This window comes from Enterococcus sp. AZ015, assembly GCF_050499225.1.
Classification (GTDB): Bacteria; Bacillota; Bacilli; order Lactobacillales; family Enterococcaceae; genus Enterococcus_D; species Enterococcus_D entomosocium.
In genome coordinates, this window is record NZ_JBMHEX010000001.1 from 2,027,211 (window position 1) to 2,046,916 (window position 19,706).

Below are 19,706 nucleotides of genomic sequence, written 5' to 3' on the forward strand. Positions count from 1 at the left end.
GCTTCCCTAAATCCATCGACCGCAGCCTTCACTGTACTCGAAATGAATTTTGCATCTGACAGTTGTCGTGTTCTAACAGTGTCTCTTCGTTTGTTTGACAAAATGAGCGTTACTTAATTTTATCTGCTTTTCAATGATTTGCACAATTAAAAGGCTTCATGGATAGAAATTTAGACAAACTAGCTAATAAAAAGCCAAATCCCAATCAGTACAAACTGAAAGAGATTTGGCTTGAAGAATAAATTACTCTGTAGGATCGGCGATCCTATCAATTTGCTGCAAGTACCGATACTGACAAACAAAGTAAAAAACGATTTGGAAAATCAAAAAGAGACTAACAATCACACCATAGTATTGCCATACAGGCAATTCTACTAAAATACGCAAAGCGGTCATTGCCACCGCAAAATGGATCATTGCCACGACTGTTGGCAAGAAGTACATCACTTGCAGTTGGCGTCGCAGAACTTTGTGACGCTCCTTCGGCGACACACCTAAGATATGCAAGGAACGGTGGTACGCCCCATCTTTATCTAAATCTGCAAATAAACGGAAATAGATAATTGAAGCGGAGAAAATAAAGAAAACCGAACCCAGTAATACCGTGATCATTAAGATGATGCCATTTCCTTGACGATTTTCTTGGAAAGCTTGGTATTTCGAGGTATAAGACGTACGCATCGGAATGTCTTTTGCTGCTTCTGCCCACTCTTCATCCGTATAGTCACCTTTGGCTTCAAACTCCTGACTGAGCTCTTCGTATTGCTGATCGATCAAGGCATTTTCTTTATCTAAATCCCCATTGAAATCAGATACCAATTCAGGTGTTTCAGCCCATTCTGGATAGTCTAACCAAATAAAACCAGATTCCATATCGTCGGTGGATTTTTGCAAGAGGGCTTGCCACTCCTCAAAGGTTTTATCTGTCACAACTGACAGTCCAAAGTAATCCAGAGAAAGCATTGAGGGACTGTGGACAATCGTAACATCTTTTTTTATACCGGTCTCTGATCCCAATTCGATTGGATAGATACTTGTACGTTCGTTCTCAGGGACTTCTAGAAGCTGTTTTCGACGTGAATAATTAGCACTAAGTGTCATTATTTGATTATCTGCAACAGAATCAGCTTCCTCACCAATTTGTTTCATCATTTTCTGATAGTCGCTTTCTCGCATAATTGAAAAGCCATTCGTCGTATAGAATGAATCATTCGTAACTGCAGATTCATCAAGATTCGCATATGCCCATAGTAAGGAAACACTATCCGTTACAGGCGCATACCCTTTTTCTTCTATAGCAGTTTTAATTTCGTTTACTTTTCCCTCGGTATGATCGAGGTCTTCTGGCCCAGACCACGGAAATACATAGGCTACACTAATTCCTTGGATCGAAGAAAAAGAAGAACTGCCAATCGCCAGCATCACGGAAATCCCAACGAATGCCACGGAGGTACTAATAGCAATCAGACTATACATCGCCGCATTGTCTCGCATGCGAAAAATCCATTCGCTGATAGTCAGCATCCGAGTCCCTCGTAAGAAGGTCGGGCGTTTCTTTAATCGTTTCAATAGAAATACGCTGAACTGATGGAATGACAAAATCGTGCCCGCAACAGTCAACAAGACTCCTAGCATAAGCGGCAGCATCGAGTACGTTTGGTAGCTAAAATAAAAGACCGATCCATAGCCAATTAGTAACAGCACAATTCCTGAAAAAGCCAATGCCCAATGGCTTTTTGGTTCAGGACGTGGCTTTTCATTTTCCTTGATCAATGAGATGATCTGTTCTCCTTGCAAGGCGCGGGTACTGAAAAAGGAGATCAAGAGAAAAATAAAGACATAGATCCCAAAGGTCAATCCTAAACCTTCCATAGGAACCATAAATTTCAGTCCTTCTGTTAGATACATGACATTTTGCGCAATCAGCAGCAATAATTTCGTCAATAAAATCCCTAACCCAATACCGGTCACTGTGGCACAGGTTCCTAAAAGGGCATTTTCGACAAACAAAATCTTTCGCAGATCTTTTTCTTCGATCCCCAAAATCAAGTAGATTGCCAGATCACGTTTGCGTCGTTTTAAAAAGACCACAAATGTATACCATAAAAACAACAGCGACAGTAAAGCGATCACCACAAGTGCGACGGATAGACCGACCTTCGCCAATTCTGAAAGTGTACCGCTATTGGACAAATTTTCTTCCAATTGCGGATGAAAGAGCAAAAGACTAAAGATATAAAACACCATCGCCGCAAAGGCGCTACTGACGAAGTAGGCCGCATAGGTTCGAAAATTCCCCCGCAGATTACGAATGATCAACTGTCTGAAATTCATGACGGCGACCTCCTAAATGTGCTAGGACTTCAAGAATTTTTTGATAAAATTGCTGTTGATCAGCCCCGCGATAGACTTCGTTATACAGCTTTCCATCTTTGATGAAAACGACCCGATCAGAAAAGCTGGCAGAATAAGGATCATGGGTGACCATCATGGTGGTGACCTTAAGTTGCTTGTTCATCTGACTTAGTATTTCCATGACATCTCGTGCTGCCTTTGAATCAAGATTGCCCGTCGGTTCATCTGCTAAAAGCAATTCCGGTTGATGGATCAAAGCTCTAGCAATCGCAACTCTCTGCTGCTCTCCACCGGAAAGCTGATAGATGCGTTTGTCTTTTTTCTCATAGATCCCAAGCTCACGTAATAGCTGTTCCGAACGTTCTTTCATCTCAAGAACCGGCACCCGATCCAATGTCAGTGGTAAAATCACATTCTCAAGCACGCTCAATGGCGAAAGTAAATTGTAGTTTTGAAAAACAAAACCTAGTTGCCGACGACGAAACTCCGCGAGTTTTTGCTTAGATAATTCTAGGGGCTGCTCGCCCTTGATGATCACCGAACCTGAAGTCGGTTTATCCAATGTTGCCACCAAATTCAGCATGGTGGTCTTGCCACTGCCAGATGGACCCATAATGCTGATAAATTCTCCTTCTGGCACTTTGAGATCGATTTGCTGTAAAACCTCAACAGACACTTCCCCTGTATAGGTTTTCGATACATTTTTCAATTCTAGTAAAGCCATCATCTTCACTCCTTTGCTACCAGTTTAGCAGGCGGCACCGCAATCAGTTATCGATTTCATGATAGAAAGCTTACAAAATTGTAAGAAAGTCTTTACGTCCGAAACGTTAATGTAACCGTCGTGCCTAGATTCTCCTTAGAGACCAAAGCGATATCGATATCCAATTGCTTGCTGATCGTTTCGACTAAGTAAAGTCCGATTCCAGTTGCCTCGCCTGTTTGCCGACCATTCTGACCTGTATAAAAGGGGCGAAAAACCCTTGGCAGATCCGCTTCTGCAATTCCGCACCCTTCATCTGAGATCGTCAATTTTCTAGAAAAAGGATCGATCTCAAAATAGACCTTACTGTCTGGCTTTGAGTACTTGACGGCGTTGCTGATGAGCTGAAAGAGCAAAATACCTAGCCATTTTTTATCTGTTGTCACCGTGATATCTGCTTCACTCATCAGCTTCGGATAGACTTCACTGCGAATGAAATTCCGCTTCTGGTCACCGATACTGTGTTTTAACAATTCCAACAGTGAGGCTGACTCGATAACGAAGTCCTCCGTGAAATCTTCCAAGCGCACAAAATTCAGCGCAGTCGCCAAGCCACTTTTTAAGCGATCTGTTTCAGCCAAAAGATCATAGCTATCGACTTCTTCACTTTCAGCCATTAGCGCCAACACTGAGACAGGTGTTTTCATTTGATGAACCCAGATATTCATGAAACGAATATGATTTTGATGGTGCTGATCTAATTCTGTCAGCCGCTCTTGCTCATGCTGCTCTTGTGCATCGAACTGCTTGCGCCATTGCCTGGAAAGGTAGCCATTGCTTCGGTGTGTCGCTCTTCCATGCTTGATATAATGATAAAACGCAGTATTGGAAAGGTAATCTGCCAAATAAACAAGAACAATGAATAGCCCGAATAGAAGCAGACCATAACCAATCACGAGGTTATTTCGATAGCCATCCAACCAAATCACTAAAACGAAAAATGAAATGGCTAGGAAGGTAACGAGTAGTTTAGGTAAATGAACACTTACATATGCTCTCATTCTTCTGTACCTACTACCGATAAGGCGTAACCCTTGCCGCGAATCGTTTGGATCGGATCATTGATGCCCATTGCCGCCAATTTTTTTCGCAAACGGCCGACATTGACAGAAAGCGTATTGTCATCAACGAAGCGCTCATCATCCCATAATAGATTTAAAATCCGTTCCCGTTTGACCATCTCTGGGTGTGCCGACATTAACAGGGTCAATAATTCTCCTTCTCGAACAGTCAGCCATTCACTGGCTTCACGATAGACCATCTTCAACGCTTCCGGATAATAGGTCAATTCGCCAGCCTTCAAGCTTCTCGCCCGATCAGACTGTGCATAATCCCCATAGACTCTGCGAATATGGCTCTTCACTTTAGCCAGCAGCAAGTCATAAGAAAAAGGTTTGACCAGATAATCATCAGCACCGTATTCTAATGCCATCACTTGGTCCATATTGCCGTCACGTGCGGAGATGAAGAGAATTGGAACCAATGAATGTTCCCTGATTTTTTGGCACCAATAAAACCCATCATAATAAGGCAGATTGACATCTAACAAAACCAAATCAGGTTGGATCAGCAAAAATTCAGCTAAAACCGCAGCGAAATTTTCCGGAACAAAGGTTTGATACGCATAGCGGGATAATTGATTTTCCATCATTTTGACTAACGATTTGTCATCTTCGACCACGAATATTTTCATAGAACCCCTCCTGTTTTCTCTAAAGTTTACCAAAACTACGTGAAAAATACTGCAAAATTCCAGCTTTTTTAAAAAAAGTACACTTATTTATTGTAAGCAAAATTATTTTATAGTATACTACGTTTTGTGATTAAAACTTACTTAAAGTAAAGGTGGAAAAAAATGAAAAATATTTTAGTTGTTAAAGCCAATAACCGTCCTGATGGAGTATCTGCAAAAATGTTTGATACGTTCGTTGAAAATCTTGATACGAACAATGTGGACGTTGTAACCTTTGATGTGTACGCACAACCAATGCCTTATATCGGTCAAACGTTATTTGAAGCATTTGGCAAACTTTCACAAGAACAAGAATTAAACCAAGAAGAACAAGAATTGATGACTGTCCGTCAAGACGTGATGAACAAATTCGCAGCAGCAGATACCATCGTTTTCGCTTTCCCAATGTGGAACCTAACGATCCCAGCAGCTTTGCACACATTCATCGACTATATCTTCCAAGCTGGCTTTACTTTCTCTTATAACGAAGATGGTTCAATGAACCAATTGTTGAAAGACAAAGAAATCGTTCTACTGAATGCCCGTGGTGGTGTTTACTCAGGCGAAATGAGCGCAATGGAAAACGCTGTAACCTTTATGGAAAAAGTTTTCGGTGGTATGTTCGGCATGAACATCACAGAAGAAGTAATCATCGAAGGTCACAATGCAGATCCTTCTAAAACAGCAGAAATCATTGCTGAAGGTTTAGAACGCGTAGCAGCAGCTGCGAAAAAATTCTAATCATTGCTATCGATCAACTCCTCAACAAAGCACTATTGCTGGTTGAGGAGTTTTTTTATCTAAACATGTTGATCGTCCATTGGATCGATAAAACAAAGATGCCCCTTAGAACAGAGCGGTCTAAGGGGCTAAATCTCTTTTTATTTTGATGCTTTCCAATCAAAAGGCAACAGCTCTTCTAGCGTCATGATTTTTCCTGCTGCGATCATGACCTGCGTGTTGTGGTTGGCGGGATCCAGCTGGCTGATGAATTCACGGCAACGACCACAAGGTGGGATCGGCTCACCTGCCGAATTGATTGCAACCATCTGTAACACCCGCTGCTGCCCATCGGTGATCATTTGCGCAGCCGCAGCTTGTTCGGCGCAAAAACCCATGGAACAGCTGGTATCGATACAGATCCCTGTATAAATCTGTCCATCTGCAGTAGCCAGAGCTGCCGCGACACTCCCTGCTTCTGCAAATTGAGAGAGCTGTCTGAATCCCAGTTTTTGTTTCGCGGCATCGATCAGCAACTGAAAGTCCATTTTTCTTCCTCCAAAATAAGCTGGTTCATAGTTAAATGAACCGTTTAAGCACCCGCCATGATTTTTGTTAATAGCTCAGGATCAAAGTTCTTTTCCCGCAGCATCGCGATTTCATAGCCATAAGGGGCTTTTTTGTTCTTTTTGTCTTCGCCGACATACGGTGTTTCCAAAATTTTCGGTAACGCTGATAATTGCTCATGATGAACGATCTTATTCAAGGCTTCAAAGCCGATCGTGCCAAAACCAATGTTCGCATGTCGGTCTTTGTGGCTGCCCTGTGGATTTTTTGAATCATTGACATGGATGACCTTCAAGCGATCCAATCCGATGATTTTGTCAAACTCGTTTAAGACGCCGTCAAAGTCTTCTTTGACATTGTAGCCGGCATCATTCGTGTGACAAGTATCTAGTGTAACGGATAATTTTTCATTTAAGGTAACGCCATCGATAATTGCTGCCAATTCTTCAAAGCTGCGACCAATCTCGGTGCCTTTACCTGCCATTGTTTCTAATGCGATCTGGGCGGTTTGATTTTTTTCAAGGACCTCGTTCAAGCCTTTAATGATCTGCTTGATCCCAGCTTCGGGTCCTGCACCGACATGGGCACCGGGGTGCAACGTGATTTGAGTTGCACCTAAAGCTTGGGCTCGTTGGATTTCTTCTTGTAAGAACGAAACGGCAAAGCCAAAGTTTTCTGGTTTGATGGTATTACCTAAATTAATGATGTAAGGGGCATGGACAACGATATTCGAAATTCCCTTTTCCGTCATAAAATCTTGTCCAGCTGCGATCTGCATCTCTTCGATCGGTTTGCGCCGCGTGTTTTGCGGAGCTCCGGTATAGATCATAAACGTAGTAGCTTGATAGCTAGCCGCCTCTTCTGCTGCTCCTAAAAGCATTTTTTTGCCGCTCATTGAAACGTGTGAACCAATCAACATTTTTCTTTTCCTCCTAAATCTAGTCTTCTCTATTATCGATAAAAGCACCTTGTAAAGCGATTATTTTGCTCATTGCCGTATTTTTTTATCAAGCGAGTCCAAATAACATCAGGACACCCGTCATTAGCGGCATACTTATCAAAAAGCTAATGGAAGAAACAAATCCCACCGCCTCTTCCTCCATCCCAGCAATTACGGAATTAATGACCCCAAATAAAGGGATCGGAGCAAACACTAACAAACAAAGTACTGGTTTTAATAAAACTGGGATCGGTAAAACATAGAAAGCCGCGAACAGCACGAAAGCCAGTCCGTAGCGTAAGCTTAAAATTTTGATTACCGTTGGCGTAGTGTGCTTCGGTAAGCGGAAATCCAAAAATAAGCCAATCATAAACATGGACAGAAACGTATTTGCGATCCCGATTGGCTGAACGAGCGCCAAGGCTGACTCGGGAATCCTCCAATCCGCACTGCGGATAATCAGTATCACTAGATAAATGGTAAATGTTGGCGAGCGCAGGAGATTCAAAAAGATTTTTCCTGGTTCAAACGTCGTCCGCTTTCCAATCAAGAACTCGATGAAAATCGTCGTTCCCCCTGCCAACATGATACTGTTCCCCATATCAAACAGCGAAATCAGTGGAATCCCTAAAGGATAAAAACTTTGGGCAAAAGGAATTGCAAAATTGCCGATATTAAAGCCTGACCCGCAGTACATAGCAAACTGTTGCAGCGTGTTCGATTCTTTTTTGGTCAAGAAAAATGCGAAGAGGATCTGGACGATCGTAATGATCAAGGCGATCACAATCAAACTAAGCGCACTGACTTGTACTTGCATTGAAGCTAAATTCAAAATGATTGCTGCCGGTAACGTCACATTCAAAATAATTTTGGATAAGATCGAGCCATCCGCTTTTGAAAGGACATTTAGCCGTTTAAGAAAATACCCTAAGAAGATCATGGCAAATAAACCGGCGGCATTCAACACTATATTTCCCATTCCAACAAAGACCCTTCCTCTACAAAAATTTGAAAAAAAGCGAACCAACAGGTCGGTTCGCTTTTTGCGATTAAAATGTTAATAAGAAATATTTTTTCTTGCCACGACGAATCACGACGTATTTTCCACCGATCCGATCACTTGCTTGGATCTCGTACGTTAGGTCTTGGACGCGTTCCCCATTGATGTAGATGGCCCCATTTTGTACGTCTTCTCTTGCTTGACGTTTTGATGGTTCGATTTTAGCAGTCGTCAACACTTCAACGATGTTCAAAGAATCATCCGCTGTTACCTGATGACTAGGAACCCCTTTAAAGCCTTGTTCGATCTCTTCAGCGTTCAATTCTTTGATATTGCCGCTGAATAAACTTGCTGAGATGCGTACGGCTTGTTCATAAGCCTCTGCCCCATGAACCAAAGTAGTGACTTCTTTTGCCAAAGCTTTTTGTGCTGCTCGAGATTCTGGTGCAGCGTTAAATTCAGCTTCGATCGCAGCGATTTCTTCTAATGATAAGAAGGTGAAATATTTCAAGAATTTGACTGCATCACGATCATCCGTATTGATCCAGAATTGGTAGAACTCGTAAGGCGTTGTTTTCTTGGCATCTAGCCAAACCGCATTGCCTTCTGTTTTCCCAAATTTGGTTCCATCTGCTTTTGTGATCAATGGCATAGTCAACCCAAACCCTTGGACTTCACGCTCACGACGCAATAATTCGATTCCAGAGGTGATATTCCCCCATTGATCGCTACCACCTAATTGCAACAAGCAACCGTGGTTGTCGTAAAGGTTCAAAAAGTCATAGGCTTGTAAAAGCTGGTATGCAAATTCCGTGTAGGAAATTCCTGTTTCGATCCGACGTTTGACACTTTCTTTGCTCATCATGTAGTTGATAGTAAAGTTTTTCCCAGTGTCCCGTAAGAAATCGATCAGTTTCAATTCCCCTAACCATTCATAGTTATTGGCAATGATGGCAGGATTTTCTTGGTCATCAAAATCAATAAAGCGAGATAATTGGCTCTTGATACTTTGTGACCATTCCAAAACGGTATCTAATGTGTTTAATTGACGTTCTTGATCTTTAAAGGATGGGTCACCGATCATTCCTGTACCGCCACCAACTAATGCGATCGGCACATGTCCGTTTTGTTGGAAACGGCGCAACATCAAAATAGGCAATAAATGACCAATATGCAGGCTATCTGCGGTAGGATCAAAGCCGATATATAGTTTCACAGACTCTTCATTTAATTGTTTGGTCAAGGCTGCTTCGTCTGTGGTCTGATGAACTAATCCGCGTTGCTTTAGTTCTTCAAAAAAGTCTGTACTCATTCTTTCTCCTCCTAATAATTGCTTCATTGTTCATCTTAACTGAAAAAGAGGGCAATGAAAAGTCTTTCTCTCAAAGTCCTTTACCAAAAAAGAAACTTTTAGGCAAATCTGTTCGTTTTCCCTTATTATCGCTGGTTCAATACAAATACCAACTGGCATTTTCTCCCACACTTCTTTCGATAACAGATAGGGTGCTACCCAAGCGCCTTGTTTTTTGCTATAATTACACGGAATCTATTCTAATTTATTGAGGTGACTCTTTTTGTCCCAGAAAACGAAAAATCAAAAGAATACAGAAAACAAAAATAGAGGCTGGTTCTATTTCAATATCAGTCTTAGGGTTTTACATGCCTTGTTCTTAGTGGCTATTTCTTTACTGGTGCTAGGCGGTTCTTTAGCTTTGGGGATCGGTGCCGGCTACTTTGCTTTTCTTGTGGAAGATACCGCAGCTCCTTCTAAAGATGAGTTGCAGAAAGAACTGACCGACATCACAGAGACTTCTCAACTCGCATACGCTGATGGCAGTAAAATCGCAACGATTCGCTCAGATCTGATGCGAACGTCGGTTAATTCCGATCAAATTTCAGACTACTTGAAAAAAGCGATCATCGCAACAGAGGACGAATATTTTAATATTCATAATGGCGTCGTACCAAAAGCAGTCGTGCGGGCATTATTATCCGAAGCGACAGGCTTTGGCGGCAGCGGGGGTTCCACTTTGACCCAGCAGCTGGTGAAACAACAAATCCTTTCCAGTGAAACGACCTTCAAACGCAAAGCCAATGAGATTTTATTAGCCATGGAAGTGGAGAAATTTTTCGATAAAGATGAGATCGTCACCATGTATCTAAACATCTCCCCTTTCGGCCGGAACAATAAAGGGCAAAATATCGCAGGTGTGCAAGAAGCGGCGCAAGGAATTTTTGGCGTTAACGCAGCTGACCTGTCTTTACCGCAAGCAGCCTTTATTGCGGGTCTGCCACAAAGCCCGATCGTCTACAGCCCTTATACAAATACGGGCGAGATCAAGGAAAACTTGACCGCTGGCTTAGAGCGGAAAGACTTCGTGCTCTTCAGTATGTATCGTAACCACGATATTACGAAAGAAGAATACGAAGAGGCGCTTAATTATGACTTGAAGCAAGACTTCAAAAAACAAGAAGCCATTGAACAAACGGATCAAAGCTTCCTTTATTACACTGTGTTAAATGAAGCAAAAGACATTATTGCCAAACAGCTGGCAGATGAAGATGATGTCAGTGACGAAGAATATGCCAAAGACGAAACCTACCAAAAATACTTCGAATTGGCGCAGCAAAAACTGGTTAATGGTGGCTATACCGTCACATCAACGATCGATAAAGATATTTATAATGCAATGCAAGATGCCGTCGATAAATACGGCTATATGTTAGACAACTGGGGCGACTCCACCATCGAAGTCGGCAACGTCATGATGGACAATGCCACCGGGAAAGTATTAGGCTTTATTGGTGGTCGTAACTATGCTGACAATCAATTCAACCATGCCTTTGATGCTAAACGCCAAGCAGGTTCAAGTATCAAACCAATGCTGGTTTACGGACCGGCGATCGAAAGTGGCTTGATGGGCTCTGAATCAATGGTTTCTGATTATGCCGCAAAATGGCGGACAGGAGAAAACGCCGGTGAGCCGATCGTCAATGCCACAAACCGTGGAACCAATACTTTTATGTCGATTCGCGAATCATTGGAAGTTTCCAGTAATATCGCAGCGACAAATATTTTCCAAGATCTGTGGGAAAAAGAAGGCGATCATTTTTATGCCTATTCAAATTATTTGAGCAAAATGGGCTATCCTGAAGATAACAGCTGGGCATATGAATCAGCGCCATTAGGGGTTACCGATGTCACAGTGTTGAATCAAACAAATGGCTTCCAAACATTTGCCAATAACGGTGTCTATCAGCAAGGCTACATCATCGAATCAATCAAGGATAATGAAGGCGAAGTGCTTTATCAGCATGAAGCCAAACCGGTCCAAGTCTTTTCTGAAGCGACAGCTTCCATCATGACCGACATGATGCGTAGTGTTATCGATGAGCAAAAAACCAGTTCCTTTAAATCGGTTATCAGCGGATTAGATTGGAACCTCGGGAATGCCGATTGGGTCGGTAAAACTGGGTCTACCAATAATTGGTCTGACTCTTGGCTAGTCGTTTCCACCCCATCGATCACCATCAGCAGCTGGTCAGGGCGGGATGACAATAAAGCTACCGATAGTGCAGCAGGAACTCGGACAGCCAATTACATGGCTTACTTGATCAATCGTATCTATCAAACAAACCAAGAAGTCTTTGGTGTAAATCAGAAGTTTGAACTTTCTAGTGATGTCAAAAAAGCTCAAGTTTCCAAGTTTACTGGTACCCAACCAGGAGGAACCGTGCGAGTCGATAATCGAACCTATACGAATCCAAGTAGTACCGTTACTTCTTATTGGGCAACTGGCGGACCAGATACGGTCGATTTCAAATTTGGACTCGGTGGTTCAGATGCAAACTATGCTGACTATTGGAAAAAAGCATCTTCTAGCCGTTCAACAAATCGTTCGTCGAATACATCATCGAATAACGCATCCAACAATGTTACACCTACTGCAAATGATGACGACGAGGACGAGCAAGAAAATAACCAACCTAATACAAATGATGATGATGACTGATCAGCCTTGTGCTGATCAGTTTTTTTATACAAAAAAAGTGTGGGTAGAAAATCCATAGATTTTCTACCCACACGAACGATCGTTGAAGCAAAAAGTGGAACAACAAAGCGTTGCTCCACTAGTCTTTTTATTAAATCGCTGCTTATTTCGTAGAGCTTTTTTCTGAAATACCGTAAGGCAAGACGATCGTTTTTTGTTCTACATCTTCTTTGTTCATCATTTTAGTTAATAGACGCATCGCAACGGCACCCATATCATACAATGGTTGCGTCACACTTGATAAGCGTGGACGAGCTGCTTCAGCCAATAATGAGTTGTTGCTGGTGATGATCTCGAAATCCTCAGGAACTTTAACGCCTTTGTCTAACAAACCATCTAAGACGCCGATCGCTAACTCATCGTCTGTAACATAAGCTGCTGTTGCACCACTGTTGATGATGCGATCAACTAATGCTAAGCCTTCTTTAAAGCTGTATGGTGATTCAAAGATCAACCCTTCAGAATAGTCAAGGTTGTTTTCTTTCAAGGCTTCTTTATAGCCTTTCAAGCGGTTTTGGCCATTGATTGGATCGATCAAAGCACCGCTGACAAAAGCGATTTTTTGATTGTTTTTCGCCAATAATGAAACAGCATCTTTGGCAGCTGCTGTGTAATCGATATTGACACTTCCTACTTGTTCATCAGGATCGATCGAACCAGCTAAAACGACTGGTGTTTTTGAGCGAGAGAATTCCCCGCGAATTTCATCCGTGATGCGATGACCCATGAAGATAACGCCGTCCACTTGTTTTGCTAACAAGTTGTTCAATACGTTGACTTCTTTCATCGTATCGCCATCAGAGTTGGCTAAGATGATATTGTATTTATACATGGTCGCTACATCATCGATCCCACGAGCAAGTGATGAGAAGAACATATTGCTGACATCAGGAATGATAACACCAACAGTTGTGGTCTTTTTACTTGCCAACCCTCGAGCAACTGCGTTTGGACGATAATCCAAGCGGTCGATCACTTCCAGCACTTTCTTACGAGTTGCTGGTTTTACATTTGGATTTCCGTTGACTACCCGTGAAACAGTTGCCATCGATACATTCGCTTCCCGTGCAACATCATAAATCGTAATTGTTTGTTTTTCCATGATATATCTCCCTTATTCTATTTTCAGAAAATCTTATTTACATTTCTTTGTTAGGATAGCAAATTTTTTCTGGATTTGCAACCGTTTTAATTTTGTTTTCATGAAAACTTAGCAATTTCCTACTTTCCCCTCCCCTATTCTCTTCGAAAGCATGATAAAATAGAAAAAGAATACTTGAAAGAAGGTTTTATCAAATGAATGATAAAAAAATCAATGAGTTAAATGCCTGGTTGAAAACCAATGGCGCCGATGTTACCTATATTTCTAATCCAGCAACGATCGCTTATTTTTCTGGTTTTAAAAGTGAACCTCATGAACGGGTCCTTGCTTTGTTCGTCGCACCTGGAAAAGATCCCTTTCTTTTCACACCAGCTCTGGAAGTAGAAGAAGCAAAAAATAGCGGCTGGCCCTTTGACATTATCGGTTATCTCGATAGTGAAGACCCTTGGGCGAAAATCTGCCAAGAATTGACCTCTCGTTACGAGGTTTCTTCCTTGGCATTAGAAAAAAATGACCTTTCCGTCGAGCGCTATGAAGCATTGAAACGGTTCTTGCCAAAAACCGATTTTTCTTTAGATGTGACCCCGGTGATTCAAAAAATGCAATTAACAAAAACCGCGTCTGAGATTGACACCTTACTAGAAGCTGGCAACTGGGCAGATGTTGCTTTTGAGGTTGGGTTTGCTGCCATCAAAGAAGGCGTTAGCGAAATGGAAATCGTGGCAGAAATTGAGTACGAGTTGAAAAAACGTGGGGTTTCCCATATGTCCTTCGATACGACCGTATTAGCTGGTGCCAATGCAGCAAGTCCTCATGGCGTACCTGGGGATCGCAAAGTGACTGCTAATGAACTCGTCTTATTTGATTTAGGAGTCATCTGGAAAGGGTATTGCAGCGATGCAACCAGAACGGTTGCCTATAAAGAACCGACTGCATTACAAAGAAAAATTTATGACATCGTTCTTGAAGCAGAACTAGCGGCTCAAGCAGCGGTCAAACCTGGGATCACCGCTGGAGAATTAGACAAGATCGCTCGTGATGTGATTACGGGTTATGGCTATGGCGACTACTTCAACCATCGTTTAGGTCATGGCATCGGGACCACGGTTCATGAGTTCCCCTCTTTGATCACTGGCAATGATTTAGTGATTGAAGAAGGCATGTGCTTCTCTATCGAACCAGGGATTTATTTGCCAGATCAAGTCGGTGTTCGTATTGAAGATTGCATCTATGTCACTGCAGATGGCTGTGTACCATTTACCAAAACAAAAAAAGAATTGTTGATTTTATCTTGATTCTTTTAATGAAACGGCGCAATATGTTGGAATTACATGAAAAGGAGTGTTCTTATGAGTAAAAAAGTGTTAGTTTTAGGCGGCACGCGTTTTTTCGGTAAATATTTGGTCCAATCTTTAGTGGATCAAGGCTGTGATGTCACGATCGCTACCAGAGGGAAGACGACTGATTCTTTTGGCGATCAAGTCAACCGACTTGTCTTTGATCGCACGGATGAAGAAAGTATCAAAACGACGTTGACACAAGAAACCTATGATGTTATTTACGACAATATTGCTTATACTTCCAACGACATTGAGATTCTACTGCGTCATGTCACACCCAAACGCTACATTGTCACTAGTTCGATGTCTGCCTATCATGAACTGCACTTCGATTTGAAAGAAACGGATTTTGACCCTGCCAAAGAAGCGGTCAAAATTGTCTGCTCTGAGGAAGTCAATTATGCTGAAGGCAAACGAACCGTTGAAGAGATTCTTACCCAAAACTACAGTCAGATTCCGTCCGTTTTTGTCCGCTTTCCTTACGTGATCGGTGCAGATGATTATACAAAACGTTTTGCCTTTTACATCGACCATCTGATAAAGCAAAAGCCAATGGCTGTCGATAATCTAACGCATCAAATGGGCTTTGTCGATGCTGAAGAAGCTGGCCAATTTTTAGCGTTTTTAGGTACCAGCTCTTTCACAGGACCCATCAACGGTGCGTCAAAAGGCACGATTTCTTTAGAAGAAGTGCTGCAATACGTAACGGAAAAAACCGGTCTTTCCCCTCTCTTTTCAGAAACAGGTGATCAAGGCCCTTACAATGGTACACCTGTTTATTCGATCAACGTTGCTCTCGCTGAGGGAATTGGGTTTCCATTCAGTCAACTGCGGGATTGGATCTATCAACTTTGCGATTGGGAAATCACCCAAGCATCAAACGAATAGCTACTGAAGTCACAAAAAACGTTCGCCGATTTAACTGGCGAACGTTTTTATCTTTTAAAGTAATCAAATTTTGTATCCTTGCTTATGCTTCAGGATTGTTTTTTTCTAATGTATCTTTTAATTCTTCTTTTGCATCTTCCAAGTCAGCTTTAGCTTCTTTTGTTTCTGCTTTCGCTGTTTTTTTGGCATCATCCGCTGCTTTTCCAGCTTCTTTTTTCAAATCAGCTGCGGCTGCTTGACCGTCTTTTTTGGCTTCTTCAACTACAGGTTTTGCTTCTTGTGCCCCTTCTTTGACGGTTTGTTTCATATCCGCTGCAGAAGATTTTGCATCAATGATGATATCTTGGACTGTATCATCTGCATCTTCTTTGGCATCTTTCGCTGTTTCTTTCACATCGCTTGCTGATTTTTTGAAGCGTTCTGATAGATCACCTGCTTGTTTCTTTAACTCTTCAACGGTTTCTTCTGATGAACCAGCTGCTGTTTCTTTTAAGTCATCGACTTTCGCTGTTAAAGAACCGGTAAAGTCAGATGCTTGCTCGCTTAATTTTGCTGCCTTATCTTTAGCGATATCGACAAGATCCGTACTTCTTTCTTTGGCTAAATCACCATAATCAGATGCTTTATCTAATAAATCGTCTGCTTGTTTTGCTAATTTATTTCTTAATGTTTTACCAGATTCTGGCGCCAACAAAAGTGCTGCTGCTGCTGCCGCTGTTCCTCCGATGATTGCTCCTAATAAAAATCCGCCTTTTTTACTCATTGAAAGTCCTCCTTTTATTTTTGGTTATTTTTGTCTTTGAAAAATTTCATGGCTGTTTGACCGACTTTTCCAGCTACCGTTGCTTTGGCAGTGGTCCGGCCAAGACTACCCACGCGCGTAATTAAATTTTTTCCAGAAACATTTAGTTCTGAAACACTGGTACTTAGATCTGCAACTGCTGTGAACAAAGGATCGATGGTTGCGACTTTTCCGTTCACATCTTGTAAAAGCTCATTCGTTTTTACCAATAGACCTTCAACCTCTTTTGAAAGAATATCAACATCTTTGGTAATGACACGGATGGTTGTGTTTGCTTCTTCGACCGTTTTGTCTACTTTGGTCATTGTCTTGCTGACTTGCATCAACAAACGAACGACGAAAATGACCAATACGACAAATGCGATCGCAGCAATCAATGCAGCTAGTTCTCCTCCTGACATAGAATGGCTCCTTTCCCCATTTACTTATATTAAGAATAGCATTTCACTGCACTTTCTACAAATAAAAGACTGCATTTTTAAGAAAATTATCCGCTTTCAACAGGAAATAATAAAAAAACAAAGCAATTTCATCAGAAATTGCCTTGTTTAGGAGTTTTTGTTATTTTTTTGACTCTTTCGGTGCTTCTTTGACTTCTTTTTGAGCCGGAGCTAGTTCTTTTCCTAACTCGATCAAATACTCTTTCAAGTTGTCTTTGACTTCAGGGTGTACTAAACCATACTCAATACTTGTTTTTAAGAAACCAAATTTGTCTCCTACATCGTAACGCTTGCCGGTAAATTGATGAGCAAACACGCGTTGGGTTTTGTTTAATGTGTCGATGGCATCCGTCAATTGGATCTCGCCGCCAGCACCAGGTTCCTGATTGGCTAAAATATCAAAAATTTCAGGGGTCAGCAAGTAGCGGCCAATAATTGCTAAATCACTTGGCGCATTTTCTGGCGCTGGTTTTTCAACAAAGTTTTTGACATTGAACAAACCTTTTTCAACTTCCATACCAGGATCAATGATTCCGTATTTTGATGTATCTTCATGAGGAACATCCATGACAGCGATCGTTGATGCATGCGTTTTTTCATAATTATCGATCAGCTGTTTCGTCAATGGCACTTGATCTTCCATCAAGTCATCACCTAGCATGACTACAAACGGTTCATTTCCGACAAATGCCCGCGCCTGTAATACGGCATGGCCTAATCCTTTCGGATGAGATTGGCGAATGAAATGCAGATTTACGTCAGTTGTTTCTTCCACTAATTTCAAAAGCTCTGTCTTGCCTTTTTCTTTTAGATTCATCTCTAATTCTAAATTGGCATCGAAATGGTCTTCGATCGGACGCTTTGCTTTTCCTGTTACGATCAAAATATCTTCGATCCCTGATTGTAAAGCTTCTTCCACGATAAATTGGATCGTTGGTTTGTCAACGATCGGCAACATTTCCTTTGCCATTGCTTTTGTAGCTGGTAAAAATCGGGTACCTAGACCGGCTGCTGGGATAACTGCTTTTTTGACATTCATGTGACTCGCTCCTTTAATCATAATGATTGATCTACCGTAAATTCGTTTTCTTCTTTGCCGTCTCGCAGCATAATATCTTTAGCTGCTTGCTTGATGTCTTTGCCTTCATACAAGACCGAATAAATCGTTTCTGTGATTGGCATTTCCACTGACAAAGCTTCTGCTAATTCGCGGGCAGCTTTGGTGGTTGAAACTCCTTCAACGATCATGCCCATATTGTCTAACACTTCGTCTAAGCTATGGCCTTTTCCTAATAGGTTTCCGGCACGCCAATTCCGCGAATGGACACTGGTACACGTGACGATCAAATCGCCAACACCACTCAATCCGATAAAGGTTAATGGATTTGCACCCATTGCCACACCGAGACGACTGATTTCTGCTAACCCACGGGTCATGATCGCAGCCTTCGCATCATCCCCAAAGCCCAGTCCAGCAATCGCTCCGGCACCAATAGCGATGATGTTTTTCAGCGCGGCGCCAGTTTCGACACCGATCACATCGTTATTGGTGTAGATTCTAAAGTAATCATTCATAAATAGCTCTTGTACATATTTAGCAGCCGATTCATTTTCTGAAGCTGCCGTGATCGTGGTAATATCATGGACAGCGACTTCTTCGGCATGTGATGGTCCTGACAGGACAACGATTTCTTGCCGTTTATCGGCTGGGATCTCTTCGGCAAGTACTTCTGAGATTCGTTTATGACTGCCTTGTTCTAATCCTTTTGAGGCATGGATGATGACTGGTTTACCGGTTGTCTTCTTAGTGAATTCTTGTGCCACGGCACGAATCGCTTTGGTTGGTACTACAAACAAGACAGCATCCGCCCCTTGGATCGCCTCTTCTAGATTTTTGCAGCCTAAAATATTTTCAGGTAATTTCAAATCAGGCAAATAATGCCGATTGGTATGATACGTATTGATTTCATCGATTTGGGCGGGATTGTTGCCCCAAATAGTCACTTCATGTCCGTTTTCAGACAAGACTTGTGCCAAAGCAGTCCCCCATGATCCGGGACCTAAAACGGCGATTTTCTGTTTCACTATGGAAACCTCCTCTATCCTTTTCGCAAATTCATGCACTTTATCATTTTACCATAATTTCGATAAAATAACTGTTTAGATAATCGTTTGGTTTTTGCCAAAGCTGCGATTGTAGTCTTTTAAAGTTTGGTTTTTCCGACGCCAGATCAATAGCCCAATCGCTCCAAAAAATAATAAAGCGGAAAGTGCTTGTGACACACGGATATCCCCAAATAAGTATAAACTATCGGTGCGCATTCCTTCAATAAAGAAGCGTCCGAACCCATACCAAATTAAGTAGCTCAAGAAAACTTCGCCTTCTTTTAATAACCCAGTTTTCTTGCGCAAGAAAATCAAAACGATAAATCCGATCACATTCCAAACCGATTCATAAAGAAACGTCGGCTGCCGATACGCTTCGTCGATATACATATTATCGATAATAAATTTCGGTATATACAAACTTTCTAAGAAGGAGCGGCTGACTTCTGCTCCAAATGCTTCATGGTTCATAAAGTTGCCCCAACGCCCGATGCCTTGTGCCAATAGGACACTTGGTGCGGCGATATCTAAAAAGGTCCAGGGAGAAATAAAATTTCGTTGGCAGAAAAAGTACAGCCAAATCCCCCCGGCGATCAATGCACCATAGATAGCGATCCCACCAGACCGAATATTGAAAATTTGACTTGGGTCATCAATATAGTATTGCAAGTCAAATAGAATATAATAAAGCCGTGCACCAATGATCGATACTGGCAATCCAATCAACATAAAATCAGTCACATCATCTGGCTTGAGCCCGACACGAACCGCCTCTCTCGTGCTTAACCACATAGCAATGATCACGCCTGATACGATAATGATCGCATACCAATAAATCGGCAAACCAAATAGTTCAAATGCGACTCGATTTACTAAACCTAACATCTATCTTATCCTCT

At 41.9% G+C, this 19,706-nt stretch carries 18 protein-coding genes; 4 read left to right on the forward strand and 14 right to left on the reverse strand.

What is annotated here, in order from left to right:
- Positions 1–243: 243 nt before the first annotated feature.
- The 4 genes from IGK85_RS09485 to IGK85_RS09500 form a co-directional block, all read right to left on the reverse strand.
- Positions 244–2,334 carry an ABC transporter permease gene (locus IGK85_RS09485; protein WP_008378450.1) on the reverse strand — a complete coding sequence of 697 codons (2,091 nt, stop codon included), beginning with the start codon at positions 2,332–2,334 and terminating at the stop codon, positions 244–246.
- The gene (locus IGK85_RS09490) at positions 2,306–3,082 is read right to left on the reverse strand and encodes an ABC transporter ATP-binding protein (RefSeq protein WP_008378452.1); all 777 of its coding nucleotides are present in this window, start codon (positions 3,080–3,082) and stop codon (positions 2,306–2,308) included. The genes IGK85_RS09485 and IGK85_RS09490 overlap by 29 nt, the downstream gene beginning before the upstream one ends.
- 89 nt (positions 3,083–3,171) lie before the next feature.
- A complete protein-coding gene (locus tag IGK85_RS09495) occupies positions 3,172–4,119 on the reverse strand; it encodes a sensor histidine kinase (RefSeq protein WP_008378454.1) in 948 nt (315 codons plus the stop codon).
- Positions 4,116–4,811, reverse strand: coding sequence for a response regulator transcription factor (locus tag IGK85_RS09500; RefSeq protein ID WP_008378457.1), 696 nt, complete (start codon positions 4,809–4,811; stop codon positions 4,116–4,118). The genes IGK85_RS09495 and IGK85_RS09500 overlap by 4 nt, the downstream gene beginning before the upstream one ends.
- A gap of 162 nt (positions 4,812–4,973) precedes the next feature.
- Between IGK85_RS09500 and IGK85_RS09505 the strand changes: the two genes are divergently transcribed.
- Positions 4,974–5,591 carry an FMN-dependent NADH-azoreductase gene (locus tag IGK85_RS09505; protein WP_005225804.1) on the forward strand — a complete coding sequence of 206 codons (618 nt, stop codon included), beginning with the start codon at positions 4,974–4,976 and terminating at the stop codon, positions 5,589–5,591.
- Between the two features lie 140 nt (positions 5,592–5,731).
- Here IGK85_RS09505 and IGK85_RS09510 read toward each other — a convergent pair whose 3' ends face one another.
- From IGK85_RS09510 to tyrS, 4 genes are all read right to left on the reverse strand, one after another.
- Complete coding sequence (locus IGK85_RS09510; protein ID WP_008378460.1) at positions 5,732–6,118, reverse strand: cytidine deaminase family protein; 387 nt, start codon at positions 6,116–6,118, stop codon at positions 5,732–5,734.
- Between the two features lie 44 nt (positions 6,119–6,162).
- Positions 6,163–7,056 (reverse strand): deoxyribonuclease IV, encoded by an 894-nt coding sequence (locus IGK85_RS09515; RefSeq protein ID WP_008378462.1) that lies wholly within the window; start codon positions 7,054–7,056, stop codon positions 6,163–6,165.
- Positions 7,057–7,144: 88 nt separating this feature from the next.
- Entirely contained in the window at positions 7,145–8,056 is a 912-nt protein-coding gene (locus tag IGK85_RS09520; protein ID WP_008378464.1) for an AEC family transporter, read from the reverse strand.
- Between the two features lie 70 nt (positions 8,057–8,126).
- Positions 8,127–9,389, reverse strand: coding sequence for a tyrosine--tRNA ligase (gene tyrS, locus IGK85_RS09525; protein WP_008378466.1), 1,263 nt, complete (start codon positions 9,387–9,389; stop codon positions 8,127–8,129).
- A 262-nt stretch (positions 9,390–9,651) separates the two neighbouring features.
- Here tyrS and IGK85_RS09530 point away from each other — a divergent pair, with 262 nt between their 5' ends.
- Positions 9,652–12,090 (forward strand): transglycosylase domain-containing protein, encoded by a 2,439-nt coding sequence (locus IGK85_RS09530; RefSeq protein WP_016612234.1) that lies wholly within the window; start codon positions 9,652–9,654, stop codon positions 12,088–12,090.
- Positions 12,091–12,232: 142 nt separating this feature from the next.
- On the opposite strand, the gene ccpA is transcribed toward IGK85_RS09530, so the two are convergent.
- Positions 12,233–13,231 carry a catabolite control protein A gene (ccpA, locus tag IGK85_RS09535; RefSeq protein ID WP_008378470.1) on the reverse strand — a complete coding sequence of 333 codons (999 nt, stop codon included), beginning with the start codon at positions 13,229–13,231 and terminating at the stop codon, positions 12,233–12,235.
- 194 nt (positions 13,232–13,425) lie between these two features.
- Here ccpA and IGK85_RS09540 point away from each other — a divergent pair, with 194 nt between their 5' ends.
- Entirely contained in the window at positions 13,426–14,526 is a 1,101-nt protein-coding gene (locus tag IGK85_RS09540; protein ID WP_008378471.1) for a M24 family metallopeptidase, read from the forward strand.
- A gap of 54 nt (positions 14,527–14,580) precedes the next feature.
- Entirely contained in the window at positions 14,581–15,459 is an 879-nt protein-coding gene (locus tag IGK85_RS09545) for an NAD-dependent epimerase/dehydratase family protein (protein WP_008378472.1), read from the forward strand.
- A gap of 82 nt (positions 15,460–15,541) precedes the next feature.
- Here IGK85_RS09545 and IGK85_RS09550 read toward each other — a convergent pair whose 3' ends face one another.
- The 5 genes from IGK85_RS09550 to lgt form a co-directional block, all read right to left on the reverse strand.
- Positions 15,542–16,222, reverse strand: coding sequence for a YtxH domain-containing protein (locus IGK85_RS09550; RefSeq protein WP_005235400.1), 681 nt, complete (start codon positions 16,220–16,222; stop codon positions 15,542–15,544).
- 14 nt (positions 16,223–16,236) lie between these two features.
- Positions 16,237–16,662, reverse strand: coding sequence for a DUF948 domain-containing protein (locus tag IGK85_RS09555; protein WP_005235398.1), 426 nt, complete (start codon positions 16,660–16,662; stop codon positions 16,237–16,239).
- 160 nt (positions 16,663–16,822) lie between these two features.
- The gene (gene galU, locus IGK85_RS09560; protein WP_008378473.1) at positions 16,823–17,740 is read right to left on the reverse strand and encodes a UTP--glucose-1-phosphate uridylyltransferase GalU; all 918 of its coding nucleotides are present in this window, start codon (positions 17,738–17,740) and stop codon (positions 16,823–16,825) included.
- Positions 17,741–17,757: 17 nt separating this feature from the next.
- A complete protein-coding gene (locus IGK85_RS09565; protein WP_008378474.1) occupies positions 17,758–18,786 on the reverse strand; it encodes an NAD(P)H-dependent glycerol-3-phosphate dehydrogenase in 1,029 nt (342 codons plus the stop codon).
- 75 nt (positions 18,787–18,861) lie between these two features.
- Complete coding sequence (lgt, locus tag IGK85_RS09570) at positions 18,862–19,692, reverse strand: prolipoprotein diacylglyceryl transferase (protein ID WP_005235390.1); 831 nt, start codon at positions 19,690–19,692, stop codon at positions 18,862–18,864.
- Between the last annotated feature and the right edge of the window lie 14 nt (positions 19,693–19,706).

Coding starts and splice junctions, on each gene's coding strand:
- ccpA (WP_008378470.1), bottom strand. CDS start 13,231: ATGGAAAAACAAACAATTACGATTTATGATGTTGCACGGGAAGCGAAT.
- IGK85_RS09490 (WP_008378452.1), bottom strand. CDS start 3,082: ATGATGGCTTTACTAGAATTGAAAAATGTATCGAAAACCTATACAGGG.
- IGK85_RS09520 (WP_008378464.1), bottom strand. CDS start 8,056: ATGGGAAATATAGTGTTGAATGCCGCCGGTTTATTTGCCATGATCTTC.
- tyrS (WP_008378466.1), bottom strand. CDS start 9,389: ATGAGTACAGACTTTTTTGAAGAACTAAAGCAACGCGGATTAGTTCAT.
- galU (WP_008378473.1), bottom strand. CDS start 17,740: ATGAATGTCAAAAAAGCAGTTATCCCAGCAGCCGGTCTAGGTACCCGA.
- IGK85_RS09495 (WP_008378454.1), bottom strand. CDS start 4,119: ATGAGAGCATATGTAAGTGTTCATTTACCTAAACTACTCGTTACCTTC.
- IGK85_RS09550 (WP_005235400.1), bottom strand. CDS start 16,222: ATGAGTAAAAAAGGCGGATTTTTATTAGGAGCAATCATCGGAGGAACA.
- IGK85_RS09485 (WP_008378450.1), bottom strand. CDS start 2,334: ATGAATTTCAGACAGTTGATCATTCGTAATCTGCGGGGGAATTTTCGA.
- IGK85_RS09500 (WP_008378457.1), bottom strand. CDS start 4,811: ATGAAAATATTCGTGGTCGAAGATGACAAATCGTTAGTCAAAATGATG.
- IGK85_RS09505 (WP_005225804.1), top strand. CDS start 4,974: ATGAAAAATATTTTAGTTGTTAAAGCCAATAACCGTCCTGATGGAGTA.
- IGK85_RS09540 (WP_008378471.1), top strand. CDS start 13,426: ATGAATGATAAAAAAATCAATGAGTTAAATGCCTGGTTGAAAACCAAT.
- lgt (WP_005235390.1), bottom strand. CDS start 19,692: ATGTTAGGTTTAGTAAATCGAGTCGCATTTGAACTATTTGGTTTGCCG.
- IGK85_RS09515 (WP_008378462.1), bottom strand. CDS start 7,056: ATGTTGATTGGTTCACACGTTTCAATGAGCGGCAAAAAAATGCTTTTA.
- IGK85_RS09555 (WP_005235398.1), bottom strand. CDS start 16,662: ATGTCAGGAGGAGAACTAGCTGCATTGATTGCTGCGATCGCATTTGTC.
- IGK85_RS09545 (WP_008378472.1), top strand. CDS start 14,581: ATGAGTAAAAAAGTGTTAGTTTTAGGCGGCACGCGTTTTTTCGGTAAA.
- IGK85_RS09510 (WP_008378460.1), bottom strand. CDS start 6,118: ATGGACTTTCAGTTGCTGATCGATGCCGCGAAACAAAAACTGGGATTC.